Here is a 26,431-nt window from a genome sequence, read left to right as displayed (position 1 = left end):
CTATTTTTTAGACAGTTCGACGTTAAAAATAGTAAGTTTAGTCATTCTAACCGTCTATTTTTAACAATGAAATGGCAAAAAATAGTCCTGTCTCCTTCTATTAATATTGGAGCTGAGGCTAAAACTGCCCCATACCGCGTTGTAAACCTAGTTAAGGCACAAGCATTACCGTCGTTTTACGCCTTGTCTAAAACAGTTTTAGCAATCAGCAGTGCCTATTTGTGAATATCAAACACGCCCTAGTCCATATTGAGTATTGTGCTTATAGGCGCTTTGTCTTTATACTCAGATGACCTGATAACTTCTATTGATATATTTATCAGCACTTTTATTGATAATTGCTATTCGTAATTTTTATTAGCCATCAGCACATTAGTTGCCCAATAGCGCTCAGCTCAAACGTTCTATTTCTAAACTCTTAACTGGATAACACTCATGTTTAATTGTGATATCGCCTCTGTTGATTTGACGCCTTTACCGATACTACCAAGTGAGGTGGCGATAGACTCATCCCCACTGTCAGCCAAAAATATGACAGACAAGAATCTGCTTGGCATTCCTGAATGGTTGGCCCAGATCAACGACGATATCAGCCGCTCACTAGAACGTGGTACTAATATTCGCCAACTGGTTTCAGCACGTGCTTGCGCTATCGACAGCCTATTGATTGCATTATTCAAATGGTTTGAGTTAGATAAGACTGATTTGGCGTTTTTTGCGACTGGTGGTTACGGGCGCGGTGAGCTATCGCTTTATTCAGACATCGATATTTTGCTACTGTCTCCTGGTGAAATAGGTGCTGATGCCAGTAGTAAAATCGACAAACTGGTCGCTCTACTATGGGATATAGGACTAGAGCCTGCGCTCTCTGTACGTAGTGTCAATGATGCGCTAGAGGCCGCGCTTGACCATACTATTGCCAGTGCTCAGCTAGAGGCTCGACTCCTAATCGGCAATGAGGCATTGCAAGACATGCCCGCTCAAATCGTCAATAAACAGTGGTCTCCTCGCGCCTTTTTTGATGTAAAAATGGAAGAATCCAAGGCGCGTTACTTGCAGCACAATGCAACCGAGTACAATCTTGAACCCAATATCAAAACAGCACCGGGCGGGCTACGTGATATCCATATCATCGGCTGGGTCACCAAGCGTTATTTTCGCGTGAGCAAGCTATATGATTTAGTGCAACAGAACTTTTTGACCGAAAAAGAGTTTGACGAGCTGAGCTTTGCCGAAGGGTATTTATGGCAAATTCGTCATTACTTGCATGTACTGACGGGCCGTAATGAAAACAAGCTGTTGTTTGATTATCAGCGTGAGATTGCTCAGCTAATGGGCTACGAGACCCAGCCTGATGACCAGCCTAATGCTGCGGTCGAACGGTTTATGCGCGACTACTATCGCTGTGCGATGCAGATATCAACGCTATCTGAGATGCTGACCAATCACTATTATGAAACGATAATAGAGCCACAGCTGCCTGACGATGAACGTCCAAAAAAACAGCCTATAAATGCACGGTTCAACCGCATTGGTAACCAGATTGCCATTGCGCATCATCGAGTGTTTGCACAGCACCCAGATTCTATCTTAGAGATGTTTTTATTGATGGGTCAGCACGGTATCGATAAAGTTCGTACCCATACCCTGCGCGCACTCAAAATTGCCGCACGAGGCATCGATCAGATATATAGAGACAACCCTACGCACAAAGCGTTGTTTTTATCGAATCTAAAAGAACAGAATTACTTATTCCATCGTCTACGTACCATGAATCGCTACGGGGTATTGGGTAACTATATTCCTGCTTTTGCGCAAGTCACTGGCCTCATGCAATATGACTTGTTCCATCGTTATACAGTAGATGCGCATACTTTATTTTTAATTAGAATCTTGCATCGATTTACAGATCCGACCTTTCACGAAGAGTTCCCGTTGGTCAGCTCTATCTTTCAGCGTATCGAGCGTAAAGAGATTTTGGTATTGGCAGCGATGTTTCATGATATTGCTAAGGGCCGTGGCGGCGACCATAGTGAGCTTGGTCAAACAGAATCGATTGAGTTTTGTTTATCGCATGGTATGAGCTTGGCGGATGCGAACTTAGTAGGTTGGCTCACGCGCTATCACCTTCTTATGTCGATTACTGCACAGAAAAAAGATATCTCAGACCCTGAAGTGGTGACTATTTTCTCTGATCTCATCGGTAACGTGACTCATCTAAACCATCTGTATGTACTGACGGTGGCTGATATGAATGCGACTAACCCACAGCTATGGAACAGCTGGCGGGCGACCCTCATGAAACAGCTGTACTCACAAACTCGGCGCATCTTGCGCGCTGATATCGATGCGCCTACCAATCGTCAAGATATGATTAGTGCCACACGTAAGCAAGCGTTGACGATGCTAGATAATGTCAATAACCAACATATGAACCGCGATGAAGTATTGCGTCTGTGGGATGACTTGGGCGATGAGTATTTCTTGCGAGAGATTGCAGAAGATATCTTATGGCATACCGAAGCTATTTTGAATCACCCACCGATTGGATTGGCTTCTAATGCTGATAGTCCACCGTTGGTCGTTTTGCGTGAACATCGCGAATTGGCACTTGATGCGGTACAGGTATTTGTTTACACCCAAGATCAGATGAACCTATTTGCCGTTACCATGGCGGTGTTTGATCAGATGAATCTAGATGTTTTAGATGCACGCATTATCACAGCGACCCGTGACTTTGCTTTGGATTCTTATGTATTGCTAGATCCTAGTGGCACATTGCTGGTCGATGAAGACAGTCAACAAGAGCTAAAACAACGCTTAATTGACTCGTTCAAAGACCCTACCGTACTTAAACTGACGAACAAGCGTATGCCGCGTCAGTTAAGACACTTTGAAGTAAAAACGGTGATTAACTTTGAATTCAATGAAGCATCAGACCAGCACATCATGAGCTTAGAAACGCTTGATCAGCCAGGGCTATTGGCACGAGTTGGGCAAGTATTTTTGCAAGAGCAAATCGAAGTACATGCTGCACGTATTACCACTCTAGGTGAGCGTGCGGAGGATATGTTTTATATCAGTGATCAAAACGATAAGCCACTCTCACCTGATAGACTGGAAGCATTAAAGGCAGCTCTGTTAGCCAGTCTTACCGTTCAGAAAGAGCATAATAGCGTAATATATTTTTGATACGGCTAGATAGTTTTGGTTAGCCATTATTTTGAATATTAACTAGCAAAAGTAGTCTGATAGTCATCATAGAAGTACGTTTTATAACGTACTTCTATAGGTTATCTCGCTGGCATGTTCATTCAGTTCATCGTCAGCAAGCTCTGGCGGCAAAACACCTACTTCGGGTGGCTGCTGCTCCATGATTAATCGTCCAGCATCGACTTCTTTTTGTAGCAAACATTGCAAGCTTGCTAGGTGAAACTGTCCGTCTAGATAATCGTCTAAGGCTTCTAAAGAAATAGGCGACTTGGCATGTACATCAGGATACAGACTATCCTCTGCCAAAATAATCATCTCATTGAGCGCCTCTTCGCGCATCAGCTCATCGTTGTCTATTTTGCGCTGGAGTTTGTTTTCCAACTGACCTTTAGCAGCAAGTGCACTGACAAAAAATATAGTCTGTATCACAAACAAAGAGACGTATTGCCATAGCGGTAATGAGATACCAAACATATTATTGAGCAGCATCAAGGCCATCGCCACTACCACGTAGCCGACCAATTGCCACAACAGCCACATAATGAGGCTGTTTTCACCATACCAAAACATTTTCTTTTCTTGACGTTCGATCAGTTGCTGGCGCGCTTGCCACCAGCTCTGTTCACGCTCTTTGAGCAGTTTATACAGGTTAGAGCGCTGTAAATTGTTATCAAGTTTTTCATTATTGATATCTTTAGCGATGAGATCATCATTATTTAGCACACTAGACATATCAAACTATCCTTAAAACGATCTACCACGTTTGTGATGTAGTCATTTTTTATATTGTTATAGGTTATAAATTATGAAAGGTTCAAAAGACTTTTGAGCGACTACCTATTTGGTAGTCGTACAATGAATAGCTTACGCTTGGTAAATGCCTACTCACGATATAAGAAGAAAAGGACAAAAAATTAGAGAAGTGCTACACTGCTCTAATGTAAATTTTCTTTATAACTTTATTATTAATTGTCTATTATAGTTATCACACTTATGAATCACAACTTAAAGCATCTACATCCTTATCCATTCGCAAAGATGGCAACCTTGCTTGCCGATAGCATGCCTGCCAATGGTTACAGTGAAATAAAGCTCGGTATTGGTGAGCCAAAACATGAGCCACCTGCATTTGTGCTGGACGTCCTACGCGAAAACTTGGACAAAATAAGTCGTTATCCAACCACAAACGGTATGTTTGAGCTACGTCAAACTATCGCCCACTGGTTAGAGAAGCGGTTTTTTCTTAATCACGTCGATGCCAATACTCAAGTATTACCCGTGATGGGTACGCGTGAAGCGATTTTTAGCTTTGTACAAGCGGTCGTTGATCATGATGTAGCTGACAAAGAGAGCAATTCTCTAGCACCCAATACATCGCCTACGGTTGTCATGCCCAACCCTTTTTATCAGATATATGAAGGCGCAGCGATACTGGCACAGGCAACGCCTTATTTTGTCCCTTGTACATCAGATAATGACTACAAAGGTGACTATCGCGCGGTGCCAAAAGACGTTTGGACGCGTACGCAGCTATTGTTTGTCTGTAGTCCAAACAATCCAACAGGCTCCGTCATGACAATGGATGACTGGGAATACCTCATTCGTCTGTCAGATCAGTACGGTTTTATTATTGCCAGTGACGAGTGTTATAGCGAGCTGTATTTCGATACAGCTCCGATTGGATTGCTCCAAGCTTGTGCTGCCCTCGGTCGCCGTGATTTCAAAAAATGTATCGTGTTCCACTCTCTATCCAAACGTTCAAACTTACCGGGTTTGCGCTCTGGGTTTGTGGCTGGTGATGCCAAAATTTTGCAGGCTTATTTGCAATATCGTACTTACCAAGGTTGTGCGATGCCGATACCTCATCAGTTGGCCTCTATCGCTGCGTGGCAAGACGAAAAACACGTCGCTCATAATCGCGCGCTATACCAAGAGAAGTTTGCCCTATGGATGTCTGAGCTTGGGGAATTGCTAGAGTTACGCATGCCTGATGCTGGATTTTACTTCTGGGTCAAAGTACCTGAGCAATTCGGCGGTGATGATGAAATCTTTGTCAAAGCGCTGTATGAGCAAGCCAATATTCATGCATTGGCAGGACGCTATTTGTCACGTGAAGTTGATGGTCATAATCCTGGACAAGGTTATGTGCGTATCGCTTTGGTCGCGAGTGTCGATGAGAGCCGAGAAGCAATCAGCCGTATCCGCAAATTATTAGGTGCTTAAAGCTAATTAGAAAAATCTAATGTATCTAAAATAAATGTCACAATATTAAAAAGCCTCTAATAACCACAATATAAATAGGGTTATTGGAGGCTTTTTGTTTTATTAATGCTATAGTAAAGTCTCTACCGAAAATATGCCATCAAGGATGATGCCATGCCCCATCTTGACTTTAGCCAACCGCCCTTTGACGTACTGAGCTTAGCCGAGCGTCAAAGCATTAGAAAAAACACCCAGATACGATACCTTGCCAAAAACGAAAGCTTGCCTGCGGAAGAACTGCAATGTTTGTATGTGGTCATCAAAGGGCAAATCGAGCAATCATTAGATGGTGAGTTTGTCGCGTCCTATGTCGGTAGCAATCATGCTGACGGTCTGAATAATAATGATTGGTTTGATAGCCGCCGCCTACCTGAATCACTTACCAAGGATAATCAGCTAGAGCCTGAAAGTACACCTATACAGCCCTATCAATTCCGAGCCAATGAAGAGACGTTACTGCTCCAAGTCGCTGGCACTGCTATCGATAAAATCAGCGCGCAAAATCATCTGGTACGCCAAATGCTATCAGACAAGCTGCCTGAGCGATTAAAAGCATTGCGCCAACGACGTCATAACAAAACGCTAGATCCTGCCAGCTATACTGACCAACAAGAAGTACAGCAAATCATGTTGCAGCCAGTGGTAGATGTTCATCTATTACCAGTGCATATCGTCGATGCCAATGATAGCTTGTACGAAGCGGCCCGCATCATGACCAAAGCTGGATTAAAACATGTACTGGTCCGACCGCTACATAGCTTATATGATTTGAATGACTTAGATGGCTCACAAATAGCGCAACTTGAGACAAGATTACTCTTAGGAATTTTGACAGATACTGATATCTGCCGCGCCGTAAGCGACAGACAAAATCCTGCCACCACACCTTGTCAACGCTATGCCAATTTCAATCTACGTACGATCAAAGCCAGTGATGAGATTGGCGATGCGCTGCTGACCATGACTCGCTATCGTATTCATAGACTGCCAGTCGTTGATAAGAGTGGTGATGTCGTCGGTGTGCTTGGGCAAAGCGATATGCTCGCTCATATTGGCCATCATTCGCAGCTGATTAGTATTCAAATCGAACAGGCACAAGACTTATCGAGCCTAGATACCGCTGTTGAGCTAATCGGTCGCTACATTCGGGCACAGCATCACAATGGTGTCAAAATCGGCAATATCAGTCGTATGGTACAGACGCTAAATGCGCAAGTATTTACCAAACTATGGCAGCTGATCGTACCTGATGAAGTGATGGCCAATACCTGCCTTATCGTTATGGGTTCAGAAGGGCGCGGTGAGCAAATCATGCGTACAGATCAAGACAACGCGCTCATCATTCGTGATGACTATACGCATCCCGACCTAGCACAGTTCACTGATACTTTTAATAGCCATTTAGCAACGCTTGGCTACCCACTGTGTGATGGCAATATCATGATGACCAATCCTATGTGGCGACAACCGTTCAAGCAATTTACTGCGCAAATTGGTCTATGGTTTAGAAATTCAGATCCGATGCATGGTATTTACTTGTCTGCGATACTAGATGCTGAATACGTCTGCGGCGATGAGTCACTACTTACTCAAGTACGTCAGCATTTAAAGCTTGCTCATCAACAAGCAGACCCTATGTTTGTCAGGCAGTTTGCGCGGGCAGCGCTACAGTTTGGTGATGTTAATCAATGGTGGCAGAAGTTTGTACCTTTACTAGGTGGTAAATCAGCATCATCCGATATTGACCTAAAAAAAGCTGGTATCTTTCCCTTGGTTCATGGTATCCGCACTTTAGCATTAGAAAACAATGTGCTCGATGTGCCTAGTACCAAAGCGCGTTTAAAGGCTTTGGTGCAGGTTGACGCTATGACCCAAGAGCGCGCCGATACTTTGCTTGAAGCCTTAGAGTTTTTTATGGCGCAGCGCTTATCTGTGGCTCTCTCAACCGATGATAAGCATGCACGGCAAGTAGATCCAACGACTTTGACCGCACTTGAACGTGACTTACTAAAAGAGTGTCTGGCCGTGGTCAAAAGCTTTAAGAATCAATTGCGTCAACACTATCAACTAGAAATCGCATAAATGTGGCAGTTTTAATACAGAGGATTCATGAATAGATAAATATCCCAAATACAAAAATAACATAGATGGATGAGCAACCAATATGAGCTGGTTACAGCAGTTATCTTGCGCTTGGCAAAAAACGCAATTACAGCGTCCAGAGCTTGCCTCAATGTTTACGACACCTTCGGCTGAGCAGTGGGTGGCGATTGATTGCGAGATGACAGGACTGAACCCTAAAAAGCATCACCTGCTGTCTGTGGCAGCGATACATATTAATAGCAATACCATCGACACGGGTAATGGCATGCATTTGGTTTGCAGACCTCCTGTGATGCCAGACCGCGACACTATTGTCATTCATGGCCTGCGTACCGCCGACGTTGAACATGGCATGAGTTACGATGACATGTTAGCCCTACTACTACCATTCATAGGTAATCGACCAATCGTTGGATTCTGCACACAGCTAGACATGGCTTTTTTGAATCCATTGGTAAAGCGCTATATGGGAACGTCTCTACCAAACGAAGTCATAGATTTGCGGCACCTGTACAGTCGGCGTATCAGTGGACATACACAAGGGCTTTCTAGCCAAGCTCAACATCTGAATCGTATCCTAGCCCATTACAATATTCCTGAACTGGGCGCGCATGATGCTTATAACGATGCTGTTATGACGGCGATGGCTTTTTTGCATGTGCGTTAGCAGCAAGTCATGCTCGCAGTTCAATCTATAGTTAGAGTTAGTTATCTAAATAAGGGCGTTGTTATTGCTAAAATTGTACTGCTGACATCGTGTGCGAAAACAGCAACTCATGTTACCATAGGCTGTTTTTGCCACCTGATGAAAGATGCTCATGCGATACCCTTCTAAACACCGTCATTACTCTACTGCTGCAACCAAAACCACCACGCTTTGTCGTCATTTGCGACCGTTAAACCAACCTAATAAACGTCTATCTAGGTTAGCGTTATTGGCAGCGGTTATAGTCGCACCGATACATGCACAAGCCGTGTTACCAGCAGCCATTCAAAAAGCCTTGGCGCGTGCCGACTTGACAGAAGCGGATATCAGTATCGTTATTACACCTGTGGGTGACAAAACTACCAGCCGTCTGCCTACCCCTATTCAAGTCATTGATAGTGATGAATCTGATAGCCAATCTGCATCTACTATAGTATCTGACCCAGTTACAAACACCTCTAAGGCTACAAGTACTAGCGACCCGAGCCATCAGAGCGCTTTAGTTACCATAGAGCAGCGCACTATTGAGAAGCACGAGCAAAAAATACATGCTTATACTGATGACCCTTATACTTATCAGAGCGTAGAGAGTATTCCAACGGTTATCCCTGACGAACCTCAGCATACGCTTAATCAAAATGCCAAAGCTCAAGACACCGCTAGCAATAATAAAACCTCTATAAAGATTTCATTTTCGCCTTTGCTAGATCACCAGTCCGATATTCCTCGGACGCCTGCCAGCACCATGAAACTCGTGCCTAGCTTCATCGCTTTGGACACTTTAGGGGCCGATTTTGTGTGGCATACACGGGTGTATCACACAGGTATTGTCATCGGCAACCGTCTACATGGTGACTTGATTATTCAAGGAAGTGGCGACCCGAAAATGACCCACGAGCGCTTAAAACAGTTGCTGTATAAAGTGAAAGCATCCGGTATTCGTCATATCGATGGTGACATCATCATCGACAGCGCAGTTTTTAACAATGTTAGTAAAGATCCTGCTGCCTTTGACAACTCACCTCTACGCCCTTATAACGCTAGCCCAGATGGGTTTTTGGTCAACTTTAGCACCATTGGCATCAAAACTTACCCTCAGGATAATGGCCAAGCAAGCGTGACCTATAAGCCGCGGTTAGCCAATTATCAGCTGCCTGCTACAATCAATACCCGTGCAGCCAGTTGTGGGCAAGCAAGCTATAGCCTAGCGCCGCAGTGGCAAAACACGCAGCTTGTGTTAAATGCCAGTCTGCCAGAGAGCTGCGGCGAGCATGTCTTTTACGTGGCATATCCCAATGCCAAAGAGTTTGCTGCACACGTCATCGCTGCCAAATGGCAAGCATTAGGGAATACTTTGAGTGGACAGGTAATCTCACAAGAAGCCCCTGACGATGTAACCAAGACGAAAAAACGAGCGCACGGACTTACGGCTATCGCGATGTCGCCTCTACCTATGGTCAGCTATCCATCGTTAAATTTAACCGAGCAGATTCATGACATTAACCACTTCTCAAACAATGTCATGGCTGAGCAAGTGGCGTTATCTATAGGTGCTTACGATAAAGAAAGGCTAACTCAATCAATACCTGCTAGCACAACTGCAACTAGTCCAAGCAGTCATGAAGCCAGTGCTAGTAATGAGATGGATAATAAAGTAGCGGCTGATAAATCTAATGGCAAAAAGGCTGATAGCTTATATCAGTTTGGTAAACCTGCTACGACAGACTATCCAGCAGCCTTACAAACTATCAATCAATGGTGGCAAACCAACCTCAGTACGCCGCCGCCTCATTTGACCAATGGTTCAGGACTTTGCCGTGAGTGTACAATCACCGCCGCCAACCTAAGCGAGCTACTGACTTATGCTTATGGTCGACCAAATTTTGAAGCCTATGTCGACTCGTTAGGGGTCGCTGGGGTTAGTGGCACTATTGCCGCTCATAGCGATCGCTTGCCTAAATCTGCAGCCACTGGCCGCGCATGGATAAAAACTGGCACGTTAAATAACGTCACCTCAATGGCAGGTTATGTCAAAGGACTGTCAGGACAGGATTACGTTGTCGTCGGCATAATCAATACTGATCAGGCATTAAATCCTTATGCCGCAAGGCCTGTATTAGATGCCATGCTCGACTGGACAGCGCAGCGTTGATATTTTAATTAACGCTTTAAGTCGACTTATTATCAATACTCTATTTTTTACCTTTATAAAGGTTAGCTTATGTCACGCCAGACAACCAGTCTCAACAAACCCCAGACACTTGTACAAGTGCAGCCTAAACTGGCTCGATATGTTGGTTTTTTTGCGATTGGATACACGCTTGCCAGTACCATATTTATGATGATACAGACCAAACTTGCGCTCAATCCCCAACTGGTCATGGTGGTTTCTATTATCGTGGGTGCTTACATCGCTGTCAGTAAATTTATCAAACATCAGAAGCGAGCATTAGCGCGAGATGAGATTAATAAATTGATGTTTGGTGGGGTTGTGATTGTTTGGATGCTGACTGTTATTTATTTTTCAGCCATCTGGTTTTGGCTGTTTGATACGATAAGCCGTGAGGTACTGTTTGAGATGGCGATGCAACGTCCATTGCCCCTGCTTTCATCATTAATGCTAATGCTGGTTCTCACTCTAGTTAGTGCGCGAATCAGTCTATGGTCTATCAATCGATTATTAGACCCTATACGCAAATCAACGTAAGTACAAACCATCATCTACAAGGTGCTACAAAGTTTTCCCCTGTTAATGCGTAAAATCCGTTAGGCTAAGTTTAAGGCGTGTCATTATTTTAAGAATAGTACTAAAAATGAGACAAAGTAAGGTGCGCCCTAGTAAGTAGTATTTTAGCGATGACTTGTTTTACCTTTATAATAGGAGCGAACATTATGGACATGATCTTTTTTGACAACATAGACAAGCTTGGTCGTATTGTTTTGACGACTGTTATGGTTTACGTGTTGATCGTGACAGTTACCAAAATCTCTGGCAAACGCTCAACGTCGCAGCTAAACAACTTCGATTGGATCGTGACGGTCATGATCGGTTCGTTAGGTGCCAGTACGATTTTGCTCAAGGACATTCCCTTTGTTGAAGGGGTTTCGTCTATTTTAGTATTGTACCTATTGCAATTTGCGGTGACCAAATATGCGGCTATTTCACCGCAATTTAGTAACTTTATTTTATCAGAGCCGCGTATCGTTTTTTATCAAGGGCAGTTTTTGCCAGATGCCATGCGTGATGAGCGCTTGACGCGTCAAGAAATCGAGTGTGCCATGCGTTCTGAAGGGATTAATAGTTTTGATGATGTCGAAGCCATTGTCTTTGAGTCTGATGCCAAGCTGACTGTCATTCCAAAGCCGAGCCAAAGTGATAAAAGCGACGATGATCAAGGCGCAGGTAGCAACGTATCAGAGACGATTAACCCTCTGATGTAAATTGCAGACAATGAAGAACGAGCGATACAACTATCAAGAACACACCCTAGTAAGCTTGAATTCAATTATCGAGATGGTAAGCATTATGAAAGTAAGGATTTTGACCGTTGGCAATAAAATGCCTAGCTGGGTACAGACGGGTTTTGACGAATATTACAAACGCATTCAACCGATGCTAAGCACAGAAATTATCGAGATTGCGGCAGCCAAGCGGGCAAAAAACCCTTCAGATGCCAATTTGGCACAGTACCGTGAGCAGGAAGGTCAGGCTATATTAGCTGCTCATAATGCATCAAGCCGAGAGCAATTGTGGGTATTAGATGTCAAAGGCAAGATGATTTCGACCGAAGGACTGGCTGATAAACTCGCAGATGGCATGCAACAAGGCGATGATATTGCCTTGGTCATCGGCGGTGCGGATGGCGTCTCGCCAGAAGTATTGGCAAAGGCCGATGCAAAATTATCACTATCAGCACTGACATTGCCGCATCCGCTAGTACGCGTCGTACTCATGGAACAACTGTATCGCGCGATGAGTATCAACAATAATCACCCTTATCACCGTGGTAATTAAATAAAATACTAAGCTATTTCTTTGATTTGAAACATCAGTAGCAGAATAGATTGAAATACTGGCGCACGCCCTAATAAATGCAACATGAAATATCCAAAACGTGCGACACCCAACGCCTCTAAGCTATCTCATCAGCGTGATGACCATCATAGCGTGCAGACGCCTATCACAGCGGCTGCCGTATGGGAAAATACGTCTGATGTAGCGCCCAATATATCTAAGCTACCAGCGCTATTTATCTCGCATGGTGCGCCCACGCTTGCGCTTGAACAGTCTGCGACGACCAGCGCACTGGCACGTATTGGTCAAAACTTACCTAAGCCACGTGCCATCGTCATTATGTCAGCGCATTGGCAGTCAGCAAAGCTAGAGATTAGCAGTAATCCACAGCCAAAGACGTGGCATGACTTTTCAGGGTTTTCGCCTGAACTTTACGACATTCAGTATCCTGCTATAGGCCAGCCAGCACTGGCTGAGACTCTTGCACAGCAGCTGACCGCACGTGGCATTACTTGTAGTGTCAATCCAGTACGTGCCTGTGATCATGGCGTGTGGGCGCCGCTCAGACATCTGTATCCAGAGGCCGATGTGCCTATCGTACAGATATCACTGCCCCAACATTATGACAGTATCGCCTGCTATCAGTTAGGCGCGCAGTTGGCACACCTACGTGATGAGCAAATCCTCGTCATTGGCTCAGGTAACATTACGCATAATTTACAAGCATTGCGCTGGGAAGCTGACAGCATCGATCAAGCAGCCAAAACGTTTAAGCAATGGTTGTTGCAGCAGCTCAAAATAGACATTCCCACGGCACTCGATTGGCAGCAATACCCAGACTACAAGAACATTCATCCAAGTGATGAGCACTTGCTACCGCTGTTTTTTGCATTAGGTACTGGCCAGCGCGTCTCTGTCATTCATCAAAGTATGGCTCATCATAGTTTGGGTATGGACATTTATCGCTTTGATTGAGTGCTAACAATCCAAACCATAGAATTCAATCCTACTTCTCAAAAGCGTGTTTGGTAAATAAACCTGCACGCTCCATCTCGCCCGCCACACTGAATAATGTTGCTTCATCATTCATACGCCCAATTAACTGCATACCAATTGGTAGGCCTTTTTTGCTCATACCGACTGGTACTGACATCGCGGGTAACCCCGTAACATTACCCAATAACGTAAAGCCCATCTTACCTAATACAGGGGCACTGAGCTTTTCTATCATGCCTGAGCTAAAGGCATATCTACCCATATTAAAGCCTTTATTAAGCACCTCAGCGCTACGCATCATCATCTCATCCATACGACTTGGCGGTAGCACACCATGCTTTACCGCAGGCGTGGGCACAGTCGGGCACAAAATCATGTCGTAGTCTTCTAGCAATAGACCCGTCTGATACTGGCTATGATGCCAGCCATGTTTGGCATGTGCCAAATCAACCGCTGACAATGAGCGCCCAAGCAATGCCATATTATAAGTTTGCGGCTCTAGGTTTTTAATATGGTCAGCACCAAACTCACGCTCGATATTATCAATCGTAAAAGCAGTATGCGCGCAGACCACAACGATAAAGTCATGCCAAAACTGCTCGATATTGATGTTTGGCTCGGCTGGTACTATTTCATGACCCATAGACTCTAATTGCTTAGCCGTTTGCTCAAGTACCGCCAGCACTTCTTTGTCCACTGTCGTCTTGGCTATCAAAGGCTGCTGATGCAAAGCTATTTTTAGCTTTCGCGGTGCACGCATTGCTGCTTGCAAAAACGTGCCCTCTGGTGGAGCAATAACGTAAGGGGCGCCAATCTCTGCTCCACTAGTGGCATCTAGCATCGCTGCACTATCGCGCACTGAACGCGTAATCACATGGTCAGCCACGGCCCCCTCCCAGCCTTCACCAAGATTAGGACCCATTGGATTGCGTCCGCGACTTGGCTTTAACCCAAACGTACCACACCAAGCCGATGGAAAACGTATCGAGCCGCCACCATCACCGCCGCCTGCCATCGGGACAATACCGCTCGCAACTGCTGCTGCACTACCACCGGACGAGCCGCCAGAACTGTAGCCTTTTTTAAAAGGATTGTGAGTAGCGCCATGCGCTTTTGGCTCAGTGGTGATAATCAAACCAAACTCAGGCGTATTAGTCTTGCCAAAGGTATTAACACCTGTCGCTTTCATCCGTTTGACGATTTCGCTGTCTTTTTCTGAAATGATATTGACGCTGCGACTGCCCATCGTGATGAGCTCGTCAGCGAAGCTAAATGATAAATCTTTTAGCAAATATGGCACCCCAGTAAATACACCTGAAGGCAAACCCGCCTGCGCAGCATTGTAAGCACGCTCATCAAATCGATGCACAATGGCATTTAGCTTAGGGTTGATTTGATTGGCTTGATGGACAGCAGCGTCTAGTAACTCCTTTGCGCTGACCTCACCTGAATTGACCAATGCCGCTAAGGCTAGCCCATCATACTGAGTATATTCTTTAAACATAACTAACCTTCCTTGGAGAGTAATTTTATTAAGACTATGTAGCACTCATATTTTCTAAAACTGATGACTATTTTTTCACAAACTCCTGTCAGTTTAGTATAAAAAACCGTGCCTGATATTTGATAAACGGACTCGTTAGTCATCTGGTCGATTTCGCTAGTTAATGAGCCAGTATACGAATCTACTCTTCGCGCCCTAGAGCATATTGAACAATAAAAGCTTACTTCTAAAACCACAATTTATGAAAGTATTATTAAGTTTCTTCCATAAAAAAACGAGCCATTTTCATGACTCGCTTTTTCGTTATCAACTTAAGGACTAATGCTACATCAATAGTTCACGTTTACCACTTTTGCCCATCGAGCTGACCAATCCAGCTTCTTCCATAGAGTCGACAATACGCGCAGCACGGTTATAGCCGATGCTGAATTTACGCTGAATGCTTGAGGCAGACACTTTACGTGTTTCCATGATAAAGGCCACGGCATCATTATATAAATCATCATCTTCACCAGAGGCATTGGCTGTACTACCACCGCCTGGGCTAGACAATTCAAAGTTGCCTGCCATATTATCAATATAGTCAGGGGCGCCGCGCTCACGCCAAGCGTCACAGACACGGTTAACTTCTTCGTCACTAACGTAAGCCCCATGCACACGATCTGGCTCGATTTGCCCTGGCCCTAAGAACAACATATCGCCGTTACCCAGCATATCTTCAGCACCGCCACTATCTAGTATCGTACGTGAATCGACTTTTGAGTTGACTCGTAGTGCCGCACGTACAGGGATGTTTGCTTTAATCAGACCTGTAATGACATCGACTGACGGACGCTGAGTCGCTAGCATTAAATGAATACCAGCAGCGCGCGATTTCTGCGCTAAACGTGTGATGAGCTCTTCGGCTTGTTTACCGACCTGCATAATCATATCGGCAAACTCATCCGCGACAATGACAATCATGGGTAAGGTTTTTAACTTGGGTGCTTGGCTAATACTTACGCTATCATTTGGACGCCATAGAGGATCGAGCATAGGATTGCCTGATTTCTCCGCTGCGATGACCTTCTTATTAAACTCATTGAGCTTACGAACCTTTAGCAAGCTCATCAACTGATAGCGACGTTCCATCTCCGCCACACACCATGACAAGCTACTAGCCGCTTCCGTCATATCGGTGACTACTGGCGTTAACAAATGCGGAATATCATTGTAATTGGCAAGCTCAAGCTGCTTTGGATCAATCAAGATAAGACGCAGCTCATTGGGCGTATATTTAAGTAGCATCGATAATAGCATCGAGTTGACCAATACTGACTTGCCAGAGCCTGTGGTACCAGCGACCAGCATATGCGGCGCACGCGCAAGGTCGGTAATGATTGGGTTACCACCGATATCTTTACCCATCGCCATGCTAATCTGCGCTTTCGGGTCTTTGAACGTTTCGGTATTGAGCAGTTCAATCAAACGTACCATTTCACGTTTCTTGTTCGGCACTTCGATACCAATGTACGGTTTACCCGGAATCACTTCAACCACACGCAAAGAAGCCATCGATAATGAACGTGCTAAATCACGCGAAATACCGGTTACTTTACTAGCCTTCACCCCAGCAGCTAGCTCTACTTCAAAACGGGTGACGACAGGCCCTGGAATAGCATTAACCACAGAGGCTTTTACATTAAATTCTTGTAGCTTAATTTCTAGCAACTCAGATAACTTTTCAAGCTCAGCCACAGTATAGCTAGGCTTGCGGTCAGGATCCGGCTTATCCAATATAGAGACTTCTGGAATAGGCGTTAGACTGCTGCGATAAGCTGCCGTTTGCATCGAGCGTGATTTCTGACTGAAGGCTGCGTCATCACTAATATGCGGCATGACCGGTACATTGGTGTCGTCATCACTGTCATCCTCTGGCATCATATCAGTGATATGGTTGCTGCTATCGCCCTCTGGGACAGCAAAACTAACAGATGGTTGCACGGGCGCTTTCAGATCAAGCTGTACATTTGAGACTGGGCTCTTCGCCTCCACCGTTGGCGCTGCTTTTGGATTGGCAGGAGGCGTATTGGTTGGTGTCATGTCTGAAACGTCTGGCACATCTGACAATGCAGGCTCAGTCTCTACTGTTACCGGAGCAACTTCAGGCTCAGAGACTACTGCTGTCTTTTCAGTATGTGGCAAATCTACAGGCGTATCAAACGGCTGACTGGCTGAATCCTGTGCAAAGCTAATAGGCTCTTCTACGATAGGTTCTGGCGTCTTCTCTGGTACGATTGGCTCAGCTACGACAGTTTCCCGAACAGGCTTAGAGTATTCAGACGTTTCTACAACAGATTCTGTAGGTTCTGATATGTCAGCATGCTCTGCCAACCATGCTTCTGCCAACTTATCTACTTCCGCAGTCTCATGTGTCATAGAGATTTTAGGCTCAGCAGGTTCAATGACTGGCTGACTGGCTAAATTACTACTCACTGACTCATCAACTGATGACTGAGCTAATGATTCTTTATCATGTATATCTGGTTGAGCAACCGCTTCCGTCATGGTAGTAGTCACAGTAGCAGGTACTGTTTTTTCTAACGATGCCGTGGTACTAGTGACCGTTTGGGAATAGTTGGGTACAGGCATAGCGGAGCTGCTCATGCCGCTGGCACTGTAAGCCATCTGCTCACTTGCTAGTAAGTCATCGACCGTACTGGCATCATTCCACGCAAAGCTTGGCTCAACTTTGCGAGCAATAGATGCAGTCAAGTTTGAAATTAATGGCTGGACTGTATGGTTGGCTGTATTATCAGTAGCAGCGTTAAGCGTTTCTGTATCGGTATTTGCCTTATCACTTTTTGAGCTATTGGGTGTCGCCGCTGCTTTTGCTGCGATGACAGAGGCTTTGACACTATCTGCCAATCCTGATGTTGCCAAAAAGTCTGACAATACACTACCGAAACGTCCACTACTGCTGACGTCTTGAGTACCGCTAGTATTTTCCGCAGACTGCAACTCAAGTGGCAGTTGCTCATGTTCTACTTTTTTATCTACCGACTCATCTAAGTTCTGGGTATCATCTTGTGATGTAATGCTCGGTTCAGTAGCTTCAATAGCATCATGACTTTTTACACCTGAACCAAGCCACGACAGCGCCCGAACCTTTTGATATATCGTCATCCAATGGATATTAAAGGCAAACGTAGCGGTAATCACAACGAATACTGCTAAGAAAACCACACTCCCCCACTGCGATAGCAGCTGTGCCAAACGCGCTTGTAGTTCTAGCCCAATGATACCACCAGCGACACCTTCGAGGCCGATTGCGTCAGGGTTCGTGACTTGTTGGACTAAAGAGACCAATTGTGCAAATAATGCGCTAGCACTTAATAGTAAAAACACATAAGCGACCAATCGCATGAGCCAAAACGTTGGCTTGTTTTCCCACCAAATCAAGATAGATTCATAAACCACAAATGCCAAAAACCACCAAGCACCAAACCCAAAAAAGCTATAAAGCAAATCGGACAACCATGCGCCTGCCTCGCCGCCCATATTATTAATCGTGGTCATATCACTACTGATGTGCGACCAGCTAGGATCGTTGCCTGTATAAGTCATCAAAATGACAAACAGATAAACGGCCAGTATTAACCCAAGGAGGGTAAACATTCCCTTTTTTAAATACTCAATAAGCGGTGCTGATATCACGTAAGATCTGCCTTGTTATTAATACTAAATGGTCGCCAATGCATGACTAAGCCTAATCATGCTGACATAAAGTGTTGACATAAATGTACCGAGCGAAGTGTTTGTTTGGCATGTGCCGATCATAGAGCCTTGAAACAACCGTTATCGCTTGGCTCCTACTACACTTGGCATAACTTCTTATAATAACAAATACATAGGTGCAGTGGCGACAGTCTTATCAAGAAAGCGTGTAAGAAAGTAAATCAGTAGACACTTTGCGTAAGAAAACAGCTGGTTAGCGAAACACGAGTGGCAAAATATGGCTAACTGTATTGCCTAAATTCTATAAAATAGTCTCTGTTTTTGCACTTATGTTCCAAAGTTATTTATTCTTTGATTCTAATGATACCTGTGTTTGTTTTAGCAAACTTGCACTTTGTGCGCTGTGCCCTTATGTTATTATCACACAGCAATTAGAAGAAGCATATTCGTAGTCATTTTTGATATTCCTCTTTTATTATATTTATAACTTACATTTTTAATTCGTATATTTAGCAAGGAACAACTCATGGCAACTGACACTACTGCTCCACGTCACGAAAAGCTCATTATTTTAGGCTCAGGCCCTGCTGGCTACTCTGCAGCCGTTTATGCAGCGCGCGCTAACCTTAAGCCGGTTATGGTTACTGGCATGGAAGTCGGTGGACAATTAACCACCACTACCGAAGTCGACAACTGGCCAGGCGATGCGCATGATTTGACAGGTCCTGCATTGATGGAACGTATGAAAGCGCATGCAGAGCGTTTCGGTACTGAACTGGTCTACGATCATATCAACGAAGTAAACCTAAATGAGCGTCCTTTTCAGTTGACAGGTAACAATGGTAGCTATACTTGTGACGCGCTCATTATCTCAACTGGTGCCTCTGCACAGTACTTGGGGCTAGAGTCAGAGACTAAATTCAGAGGGCTTGGCGTATCAGCCTGTGCCACTTGTGATGGTTTCTTTTATAAAAACCAAAAAGTTGCGGTGATTGGTGGTGGTAATACAGCGGTTGAAGAAGCTTTATACTTATCTAACATTGCGTCTGAAGTGACCTTAGTGCATCGCCGTGACAGCCTACGCTCTGAAAAAATCCTACAAGACAAGCTATTTGAAAAAGCCAAAAATGGTAATGTCAAAATCGAATGGAACCATCAAGTAAAAGAAGTGGTCGGTGATGACATGGGCGTCAATGGCGTCGTCATCGAATCTATGATTGATGGCAGCACCAAACAACTAGATACAATGGGTATGTTTGTCGCTATTGGTCATAAGCCAAATACTGACTTGTTCAAAGGTCAGTTGGATATGAAAGATGGCTATCTAATCGTTAATAGTGGCTTGAATGGTAATGCTACTCAGACCAGTATCGAAGGTGTGTTTGCCGCAGGTGACGTAGCTGATCATGTTTACCGTCAAGCCATCACTTCTGCTGGCACTGGCTGTATGGCTGCGTTGGATGCTGAAAAGTACTTGGATGCACTGGGCGAAACCGTCGCTCGTGATCACACTTACGATTCAACACTAACTGCAGATAAAGAAGCCTAAATGGGCAACTTTACTCAACAGAACGATAAACACATTACGCCTGAGACTTTAAAAAGTCTTGGGCGTTATGACTTTCCCGATCCTATTTCTATCGATCCTGATGGCATTGGCATCATCGCTATGGGTGGTGACTTAGCGCCTGAGACACTGATATCAGCCTACGCTCAAGGACTATTTCCTTGGTTTAACGAAGATAAGCCTATTGCTTGGTGGTGTCCTGAGCCGCGTTGTGTGATTGTCCCCTCTGCCTATCAACCGAGTAAGTCTCTACGTAAGCAAGCAAATCGCGAACGTTGGCAAGTGACGCTTAATCAAGCTTTTGACGATGTCATACATGCCTGTAGCTTACCGCGTAGCGATGGCCTTAATGACAATCAGCCTGAAGGTGAGCATACTTGGATTCATGATGAGATGATCGAAGCTTATACCAAATTGCATGCGCAAGGCTTTGCTCATAGCATTGAAGTTTGGGACGAAGCAGGTCAACTGATTGGCGGATTATACGGGTTAAAAATAAACGGCATCTATTTTGGTGAATCAATGTTTCATCGAGCGTCTAATGCGTCAAAGCTAGCGTTTTGGGGTCTGATGCGCCTATGTGAGCAAAGTGATGTCGCACTCGTTGACTGTCAGCTACCGAACGATCATTTGCTGAGCTTAGGTGCGACTACTTTACCGCGTGCTGATTTCCTAGCTCAGTTAGACAACCTGATTGGCAGCCAGTCTGTGCCATGGCGAAAGCACTCTCATAAACCGTTAGCGGTATCGCTACTGGATAGCGATACGCCGTGGCAACTAGAGTTATGATTATCATAGCGAAAAAATAAGAGGTTATTATGGCACTTGATACATCGTTTCTATTGATTGGAGAGCTAGCAGCAAAGGCCAATACGACCAAAGATACGGTTCGCCATTACGAGCAATTAGGCCTGCTAAAATCTCGCAAGCGTCAGGCAGGCTCCCGTCTATATACCGAATTTCATCCAGAGTGTATCGAACGCATAGAGCTGATCAAAAGCGCGCAAGCTATTGGCTTTACGCTTACTGAAATCAAAAACAGCTTAAATGATTATTATGATGGTCACTTGGATATTGATTCGCAGCTTTTACTCACTCAGCAAAAATTAGAACAAGTTAAAAAACAACAAGCTAATATCAGCATAATGGTTGAGCTACTGAGCGAACGCTTGGATATTTTAGGTCGAATGAAAGCAGATAGTGATTATCAGCTTGATGTGGAAGTCTGTAAAAAGAAAATTCCTTTGCAATAAAGTTTAAATCTTAGTTAATTCTGCTTTTATATCGTAGCTGTTATAGCCACCTTTATCATAATCGCTTATTTTTTATTAAGATTTATTTTCTTTATTAAATATAATTATGCTGCATGATTAATGCATCGACTGCTGGTTTATGTGGCATTTTATAATAGCCTTTACGCTTATGAATAATATTGAATGCCTGTTGCTCGTATAACGCTATCGCCGCTGTATTATCGGCACGTACTTCTAACAAAAGACTATCTACTTGATTGAACTGTAACAGTTCATGCAGCCTATTCAATACCTGCGAAGCGATACCTTGTCGTTGGTGCTCTGGATCAGTTCCGATACGTAACACCTCTGCTTGCTCAAAAGTCGTTTGATATAAGCAATAGCCAACTATCTCACGGTAAGAAGTACCCTCTTCTTCGATTTGATCGTAAGCAATCAGTAGACTAATACTGTCCTGCTCAAGCAACTCAGTCAATATTTTCTGATTCCAAGCATCATCTGGTTGCACTATCGCTTCTATATTAGCGACAGTTTGAATGACGTGTTCGAATTCTACTGCATTCGTTGGTAGTGCTTCTATCGCAAACATGATGTTCCTTTCATTTAATTAGTCTCATCATTTGGTTGTACTTAGATTATATAAGTAAGTGACCAAATTATTTATTTTTTATCGCAAAAAAAAGGCCACCCTAAATAGGATGGCCTTTTTTATGACTAATTCATAAGCTCATTGCTGAGACTTAAATCTTAGTTCAATACGTTAGCAACAACACCAGCGCCTACAGTACGGCCGCCTTCACGAATAGCGAAGCGAAGACCTTTGTCCATAGCGATTGGGTGGATAAGCTCTACGCCCATCTCAACGTTATCACCAGGCATTACCATTTCAGTACCGTCTTGTAATTGGATTGCGCCAGTTACGTCAGTAGTACGGAAGTAGAACTGTGGACGATAGCCGTTTAGGAATGGTGTGTGACGACCACCCTCTTCTTTTGACAATACATATACTTCAGCGTCAAACTTGGTGTGAGGAGTGATTGAACCTGGCTTAGCTAGTACTTGGCCACGTTGTACGTCTTCACGCTTAGTACCACGTAGTAGTACGCCACAGTTTTCACCTGCACGACCTTCGTCAAGCAGTTTACGGAACATCTCTACACCAGTACAGGTGGTTTTTTGAGTGTCACGGATACCAACGATTTCGATCTCGTCGCCAACTTTAACGATACCAGATTCAACACGGCCTGTTACTACAGTACCACGACCTGAGATTGAGAATACGTCTTCGATTGGCATTAGGAATGCTTTGTCGATGTCACGCTCTGGCTCTGGGATGTAGGTGTCTAGTACGTTTAGTAGTTCTACAACAGCTGGTTGGCCGTATTTTTCTTCTGAGCCTTTTAGGGCTTCAGTAGCAGAACCTTTAACGATAGGAGTGTCGTCGCCTGGGAAGTCATAGTCGTTCAATAATTCACGAACTTCCATTTCTACTAGCTCTAACAATTCTTCGTCATCAACCATGTCACATTTGTTCATGAATACGATGATGTACGGTACGCCAACCTGACGTGAAAGCAAGATGTGCTCACGAGTCTGTGGCATTGGGCCGTCAGTTGCAGATACGACTAGGATTGCGCCGTCCATCTGAGCAGCACCAGTGATCATGTTTTTAACATAATCGGCGTGACCTGGGCAATCTACGTGTGCGTAGTGACGGCTGTCTGTGTCATATTCTACGTGTGAGGTGTTGATTGTAATACCACGTGCTTTTTCTTCTGGTGCTGAGTCAATAGACGCGTAGTCTTTGGCTTCGCCACCAGAGGTGATTGCAGCTACGGTTGCGATTGCAGCGGTAAGGGTTGTTTTACCATGGTCAACGTGTCCGATTGTACCGACGTTGACGTGTGGCTTGTTACGTTCAAACTTGGCCTTTGCCATGGGTATTTCCTCTTTTTTTGGTGAATGATCAATAAAAAGCTGTTTAATGGCTCATAATAGAATTAAATCATCATAAACCTAGCTATCAACCGCACGAACCACTGCTTAAACAATGCTCCGAACTAATTCTTGTATCCGTTATTATACGCTGACTTGTCTTAAATAGTCATACATCTCTCAATCGAAATCAACTTCTCTCTAACTAGTAGATATCAAGCTCGATTGATTATAACCTTTCTTATAACCGTATAATTATCTTGATATGCAAGGTCGCGATATTAGCTGACCGACATCATCAAACAATCCGTAAAATCCGTTAACATATGGAACAGCAATCCAATTCCAATGATGTTAAAAGGCTTACGAAGAAAGAGTAAAGCAAAATACACTAGCATCGCATAATAAGTATGTAACGGATGAAAATTAATGCTACATCTATTTGCCTGAAATATTGGGTTTGCTACCAGATGATCTATATCAACTAGCATGGTCGCAAGCAAAATCAGATATGCTTTTTTCCACTCTTTTTTAAAACACGCAATCGCAATAAAAAAAGGGAAACCAAAGTGCAAAAAATAATGTATTAATGTCTGCATACTGACCTATTAGTTTTAGTCTTTTCTATATAAGACCATCAAAACCAATATTTATTAATATACTGACAGCACTAAAAGGCAACACCTCAGTGTCACCTTTGAATCATTGTCTACCGCACTACTGTTATATATTTCAATATTCTATAATTTCGATATCGACGCAAAGTTATATAAATAGCAAAACAAGCATAAAAGGTATAAACAATAAATGGAGCTCATATCGAGAATTGAACTCGAGACCTCTCCCTTACCAAGGGAGTGCTCTACCGCTGAGCTATATGAGCGTATGTTAAGACCTTTGAGTTGCACTAAAAAAAATATCACGATGCAGCAATAATTACTGACTCTCGTGATGATTTATTGTTATGCTTTGCGATGGTGTATATATGGAGCGGGTGGCGGGAATCGAACCCGCGTCATTAGCTTGGAAGGCTAAGGTGTTACCATTATACCACACCCGCATTTACTCTTATTCAGGATAACTCTAATCGAGAGTTATGAGATATAGAGAGTATGCTTGGCGCTATGACAAACTTTAGAAAATATGGTGGTGGGGGAAGGATTCGAACCTTCGAAGCTTTCGCGACAGATTTACAGTCTGTTGGGTTTGACCGCTCCCCAACCCCACCTTAGGTTGCTTTGAACAAAAATGACTTACATTTAAGACAAATTCATAAAAAGCTACTTTAAGAGAGATGGTGCCGACTGCCGGGATCGAACTGGCGACCTACTGATTACAAGTCAGTTGCTCTACCAACTGAGCTAAGTCGGCTTGTTCTCTTAAAGTGGTGGCTATTCTATCAAATTTTTTGAGATGCGCAAGTACTTTTTCATCTTTTTTTAAATTAATTTGATATAAATATTTAAGTTACTGATTAATCTGGTTTTTTTATAAATAAAAATATGGCAATAAATTGGCTTTTTACTTGCAGCCCTTATTTTTATCATATTACTGGCTATTTAATTAGCGAATGCGCAAGCCATTACATGCCATTTCTACCGCTTTTATTAATGCCAATGCTTTTTTATTGGTTTCATCCCATTCTTTTTCTGGCACAGAATCAGCGACAACCCCTGCTCCGGCTTGAATATGTATCTCACCACGGCGCATCACCGCAGTACGGATAGCAATGGCCGTGTCCATATTACCATTCCAACCTAAATAACCTACTGAACCGCCAAACACCGTTCGACGTACTGGTTCTATCTCATCGATAATTTGCATGGCGCGGATTTTGGGTGCACCCGATAGCGTACCAGCTGGGAAAGTGGCACAAAACACATCTAGTGCATCTTTGTCAGCTCGTATCGTACCCTCAACGTTGGATGCTATATGCATCACTTGTGAGTAGCGCTCTATAAACATCTTTTCTGTGACTTTGACACTGCCATACTCGCAAACGCGGCCAATATCATTGCGACCTAAATCAATGAGCATCAAATGCTCGGCTGTCTCTTTCTCATCATTTAATAGCTCTTGCTCAAGCGCTAGGTCTTCAGCCTCATCTTGGCCACGTTGCCGTGTCCCTGCCAGCGGCCTTACCGTCACTTTTCCATTTTCGATACGGGATAGGATTTCAGGAGAAGCACCGATAATATCAAAGCGTTTGTGATCGTTGAGTGTATAGCCATGCACTAAAAACAGATACGGTGATGGGTTTAGGTAGCGAAGCGCACGATAGACGGCTAGAGAGTCGCCTGTATAGTCCGCTGTCAAGCGCTGCGCTGGCACTACCTGCATGACGTCACCTGCGGCAATGTAATCCTTTATTTTATCGACATCGCTACAGTATTTTTCAGCACCTGTTTGCGATATAAATTTAGGCGTAGGCATTACAGGTGCGCGCAGGTTTGATGGTTCTGCTAGCTTTTCTTCGATTTGTTCTAGCTCGCGAATAGCTGAACTGTAGCCATCCTCAGACTGGCAATCAGCATAGACGATGATTGATAGCGTATTCTCTAAATTATCAAATACAATAACGCTCATCGAAAGCATCAGCCACATATCTGGCATCGACATTGGATTGGGCGCATCAGATAAGCCGACACTTGGTTCAATAACACGTACCATATCGTATCCAAAGTAACCGACTAGACCGCCACTAAAGCTCGGCATCGTCGGCACATCTTCAGCGGTTGGCATATGATATTGCGCCATCAGCTCACGCAGGTAATCAAAGGGATTCTCTACTGACTCTGTATCAATATGATCGTTTCGTTTAGTCGTCATATTGCCATCAGCGTACTGCAAAATCAGATCGCTACCCAATCCAATCATGGAGTATCGTGCCCAGCGCTCACCGCCTACCACAGACTCAAACAGATAGGCAGAGCCGTTCAGATCACGTACTTTGGAGAATACAGATACGGGAGTCTGCGCATCCATCAGACGCTTTTTTACTAGCGGTGCGTGACTAAAGCCTCTATCTCTAAAAGCTTGGTATTCTTCAAAAGTCATCATAATAGCGCTCTCTTAGCAGCTTATAGGCAGTAATAAACTATAAGCTACTCTATAAAATATAACGCCAATATTCGCTAAAATATCGACGCTATAATGAGTC

19 protein-coding genes and 4 tRNA genes are annotated in these 26,431 nt (G+C 44.0%); 12 read left to right on the top strand and 11 right to left on the bottom strand.

Annotated features, from left to right (window positions below; genetic code table 11):
• Positions 1 to 435 precede the first annotated feature (435 nt).
• Positions 436 to 3,192: a [protein-PII] uridylyltransferase gene (gene glnD / locus SJY28_RS05965; RefSeq protein ID WP_379543805.1), complete on the top strand. Its 2,757-nt coding sequence runs from the start codon at positions 436 to 438 to the stop codon at positions 3,190 to 3,192.
• A gap of 81 nt (positions 3,193 to 3,273) precedes the next feature.
• Here the strand turns inward: glnD and SJY28_RS05960 are convergent, their stop codons facing one another.
• Positions 3,274 to 3,945, bottom strand: a complete 672-nt coding sequence (locus SJY28_RS05960; RefSeq protein WP_379543804.1) for a hypothetical protein — start codon at positions 3,943 to 3,945, stop codon at positions 3,274 to 3,276.
• 261 nt (positions 3,946 to 4,206) lie between these two features.
• Between SJY28_RS05960 and dapC the strand changes: the two genes are divergently transcribed.
• From dapC to SJY28_RS05920, 8 genes are all read left to right on the top strand, one after another.
• Entirely contained in the window at positions 4,207 to 5,436 is a 1,230-nt protein-coding gene (dapC, locus tag SJY28_RS05955) for a succinyldiaminopimelate transaminase (protein ID WP_379543803.1), read from the top strand.
• Between the two features lie 153 nt (positions 5,437 to 5,589).
• Positions 5,590 to 7,557: a DUF294 nucleotidyltransferase-like domain-containing protein gene (locus tag SJY28_RS05950; protein WP_379543802.1), complete on the top strand. Its 1,968-nt coding sequence runs from the start codon at positions 5,590 to 5,592 to the stop codon at positions 7,555 to 7,557.
• Between the two features lie 82 nt (positions 7,558 to 7,639).
• Positions 7,640 to 8,245: a 3'-5' exonuclease gene (locus tag SJY28_RS05945; protein WP_379543801.1), complete on the top strand. Its 606-nt coding sequence runs from the start codon at positions 7,640 to 7,642 to the stop codon at positions 8,243 to 8,245.
• 151 nt (positions 8,246 to 8,396) lie between these two features.
• Positions 8,397 to 10,436, top strand: coding sequence for a D-alanyl-D-alanine carboxypeptidase/D-alanyl-D-alanine-endopeptidase (locus SJY28_RS05940; RefSeq protein WP_379543800.1), 2,040 nt, complete (start codon positions 8,397 to 8,399; stop codon positions 10,434 to 10,436).
• Between the two features lie 69 nt (positions 10,437 to 10,505).
• Complete coding sequence (locus tag SJY28_RS05935; RefSeq protein ID WP_057758504.1) at positions 10,506 to 10,991, top strand: ABZJ_00895 family protein; 486 nt, start codon at positions 10,506 to 10,508, stop codon at positions 10,989 to 10,991.
• A 185-nt stretch (positions 10,992 to 11,176) separates the two neighbouring features.
• Entirely contained in the window at positions 11,177 to 11,725 is a 549-nt protein-coding gene (locus tag SJY28_RS05930) for a DUF421 domain-containing protein (protein WP_379543799.1), read from the top strand.
• 85 nt (positions 11,726 to 11,810) lie between these two features.
• The gene (rlmH, locus tag SJY28_RS05925; protein WP_379543798.1) at positions 11,811 to 12,299 is read left to right on the top strand and encodes a 23S rRNA (pseudouridine(1915)-N(3))-methyltransferase RlmH; all 489 of its coding nucleotides are present in this window, start codon (positions 11,811 to 11,813) and stop codon (positions 12,297 to 12,299) included.
• 84 nt (positions 12,300 to 12,383) lie between these two features.
• Positions 12,384 to 13,274 carry a DODA-type extradiol aromatic ring-opening family dioxygenase gene (locus SJY28_RS05920; protein ID WP_379543797.1) on the top strand — a complete coding sequence of 297 codons (891 nt, stop codon included), beginning with the start codon at positions 12,384 to 12,386 and terminating at the stop codon, positions 13,272 to 13,274.
• A gap of 31 nt (positions 13,275 to 13,305) precedes the next feature.
• Here the strand turns inward: SJY28_RS05920 and SJY28_RS05915 are convergent, their stop codons facing one another.
• Positions 13,306 to 14,799 (bottom strand): amidase, encoded by a 1,494-nt coding sequence (locus tag SJY28_RS05915; protein ID WP_379543796.1) that lies wholly within the window; start codon positions 14,797 to 14,799, stop codon positions 13,306 to 13,308.
• A gap of 324 nt (positions 14,800 to 15,123) precedes the next feature.
• Entirely contained in the window at positions 15,124 to 18,495 is a 3,372-nt protein-coding gene (locus tag SJY28_RS05910) for a DNA translocase FtsK 4TM domain-containing protein (RefSeq protein WP_379543795.1), read from the bottom strand.
• A gap of 547 nt (positions 18,496 to 19,042) precedes the next feature.
• On the opposite strand from SJY28_RS05910, the gene trxB reads away from it, so the two are divergent.
• The 3 genes from trxB to SJY28_RS05895 are packed head-to-tail and all read left to right on the top strand — an operon-like array spanning position 19,043 to position 21,336.
• On the top strand, positions 19,043 to 20,065 hold the full coding sequence (gene trxB / locus SJY28_RS05905; RefSeq protein WP_057758497.1) for a thioredoxin-disulfide reductase: 1,023 nt from the start codon (positions 19,043 to 19,045) through the stop codon (positions 20,063 to 20,065).
• The gene (gene aat / locus SJY28_RS05900; RefSeq protein ID WP_379543794.1) at positions 20,066 to 20,872 is read left to right on the top strand and encodes a leucyl/phenylalanyl-tRNA--protein transferase; all 807 of its coding nucleotides are present in this window, start codon (positions 20,066 to 20,068) and stop codon (positions 20,870 to 20,872) included.
• A gap of 29 nt (positions 20,873 to 20,901) precedes the next feature.
• Positions 20,902 to 21,336 carry a MerR family transcriptional regulator gene (locus tag SJY28_RS05895; protein ID WP_057758493.1) on the top strand — a complete coding sequence of 145 codons (435 nt, stop codon included), beginning with the start codon at positions 20,902 to 20,904 and terminating at the stop codon, positions 21,334 to 21,336.
• Between the two features lie 94 nt (positions 21,337 to 21,430).
• On the opposite strand, the gene rimI is transcribed toward SJY28_RS05895, so the two are convergent.
• The 8 genes from rimI to trpE all read right to left on the bottom strand — a co-directional run bounded on the left by rimI (position 21,431) and on the right by trpE (position 26,331).
• Positions 21,431 to 21,925 carry a ribosomal protein S18-alanine N-acetyltransferase gene (rimI, locus tag SJY28_RS05890; RefSeq protein WP_379543793.1) on the bottom strand — a complete coding sequence of 165 codons (495 nt, stop codon included), beginning with the start codon at positions 21,923 to 21,925 and terminating at the stop codon, positions 21,431 to 21,433.
• A gap of 158 nt (positions 21,926 to 22,083) precedes the next feature.
• Positions 22,084 to 23,274, bottom strand: a complete 1,191-nt coding sequence (tuf, locus tag SJY28_RS05885) for an elongation factor Tu (protein WP_057758488.1) — start codon at positions 23,272 to 23,274, stop codon at positions 22,084 to 22,086.
• Positions 23,275 to 23,552: 278 nt separating this feature from the next.
• On the bottom strand, positions 23,553 to 23,870 hold the full coding sequence (locus SJY28_RS05880; RefSeq protein ID WP_379543792.1) for a DUF6122 family protein: 318 nt from the start codon (positions 23,868 to 23,870) through the stop codon (positions 23,553 to 23,555).
• 209 nt (positions 23,871 to 24,079) lie between these two features.
• Positions 24,080 to 24,154, bottom strand: a tRNA-Thr gene (locus SJY28_RS05875).
• A gap of 103 nt (positions 24,155 to 24,257) precedes the next feature.
• Positions 24,258 to 24,331, bottom strand: a tRNA-Gly gene (locus SJY28_RS05870).
• An 84-nt stretch (positions 24,332 to 24,415) separates the two neighbouring features.
• Positions 24,416 to 24,499 (bottom strand) — tRNA-Tyr (locus SJY28_RS05865).
• Between the two features lie 67 nt (positions 24,500 to 24,566).
• Positions 24,567 to 24,642 (bottom strand) — tRNA-Thr (locus SJY28_RS05860).
• Between the two features lie 192 nt (positions 24,643 to 24,834).
• The gene (trpE, locus tag SJY28_RS05855; protein ID WP_379543791.1) at positions 24,835 to 26,331 is read right to left on the bottom strand and encodes an anthranilate synthase component I; all 1,497 of its coding nucleotides are present in this window, start codon (positions 26,329 to 26,331) and stop codon (positions 24,835 to 24,837) included.
• Between the last annotated feature and the right edge of the window lie 100 nt (positions 26,332 to 26,431).

It is taken from the genome of Psychrobacter sp. R86515, from assembly GCF_042466315.1.
GTDB lineage: Bacteria > Pseudomonadota > Gammaproteobacteria > Pseudomonadales > Moraxellaceae > Psychrobacter.
This window is presented reverse-complemented; position numbering and strand designations above follow the sequence as displayed.

What these genes read in the sequence shown, in the direction of transcription:
- dapC (WP_379543803.1), top strand. Translation starts at nt 4,207, where the DNA reads ATGAATCACAACTTAAAGCATCTACATCCTTATCCATTCGCAAAGATG.
- SJY28_RS05950 (WP_379543802.1), top strand. Translation starts at nt 5,590, where the DNA reads ATGCCCCATCTTGACTTTAGCCAACCGCCCTTTGACGTACTGAGCTTA.
- SJY28_RS05915 (WP_379543796.1), bottom strand. Translation starts at nt 14,799, where the DNA reads ATGTTTAAAGAATATACTCAGTATGATGGGCTAGCCTTAGCGGCATTG.
- aat (WP_379543794.1), top strand. Translation starts at nt 20,066, where the DNA reads ATGGGCAACTTTACTCAACAGAACGATAAACACATTACGCCTGAGACT.
- rimI (WP_379543793.1), bottom strand. Translation starts at nt 21,925, where the DNA reads ATGTTTGCGATAGAAGCACTACCAACGAATGCAGTAGAATTCGAACAC.
- SJY28_RS05880 (WP_379543792.1), bottom strand. Translation starts at nt 23,870, where the DNA reads ATGCAGACATTAATACATTATTTTTTGCACTTTGGTTTCCCTTTTTTT.
- SJY28_RS05935 (WP_057758504.1), top strand. Translation starts at nt 10,506, where the DNA reads ATGTCACGCCAGACAACCAGTCTCAACAAACCCCAGACACTTGTACAA.
- SJY28_RS05930 (WP_379543799.1), top strand. Translation starts at nt 11,177, where the DNA reads ATGGACATGATCTTTTTTGACAACATAGACAAGCTTGGTCGTATTGTT.
- trxB (WP_057758497.1), top strand. Translation starts at nt 19,043, where the DNA reads ATGGCAACTGACACTACTGCTCCACGTCACGAAAAGCTCATTATTTTA.
- SJY28_RS05940 (WP_379543800.1), top strand. Translation starts at nt 8,397, where the DNA reads ATGCGATACCCTTCTAAACACCGTCATTACTCTACTGCTGCAACCAAA.
- rlmH (WP_379543798.1), top strand. Translation starts at nt 11,811, where the DNA reads ATGAAAGTAAGGATTTTGACCGTTGGCAATAAAATGCCTAGCTGGGTA.
- tuf (WP_057758488.1), bottom strand. Translation starts at nt 23,274, where the DNA reads ATGGCAAAGGCCAAGTTTGAACGTAACAAGCCACACGTCAACGTCGGT.
- glnD (WP_379543805.1), top strand. Translation starts at nt 436, where the DNA reads ATGTTTAATTGTGATATCGCCTCTGTTGATTTGACGCCTTTACCGATA.
- SJY28_RS05960 (WP_379543804.1), bottom strand. Translation starts at nt 3,945, where the DNA reads ATGTCTAGTGTGCTAAATAATGATGATCTCATCGCTAAAGATATCAAT.
- SJY28_RS05945 (WP_379543801.1), top strand. Translation starts at nt 7,640, where the DNA reads ATGAGCTGGTTACAGCAGTTATCTTGCGCTTGGCAAAAAACGCAATTA.
- SJY28_RS05895 (WP_057758493.1), top strand. Translation starts at nt 20,902, where the DNA reads ATGGCACTTGATACATCGTTTCTATTGATTGGAGAGCTAGCAGCAAAG.
- SJY28_RS05920 (WP_379543797.1), top strand. Translation starts at nt 12,384, where the DNA reads ATGAAATATCCAAAACGTGCGACACCCAACGCCTCTAAGCTATCTCAT.
- trpE (WP_379543791.1), bottom strand. Translation starts at nt 26,331, where the DNA reads ATGATGACTTTTGAAGAATACCAAGCTTTTAGAGATAGAGGCTTTAGT.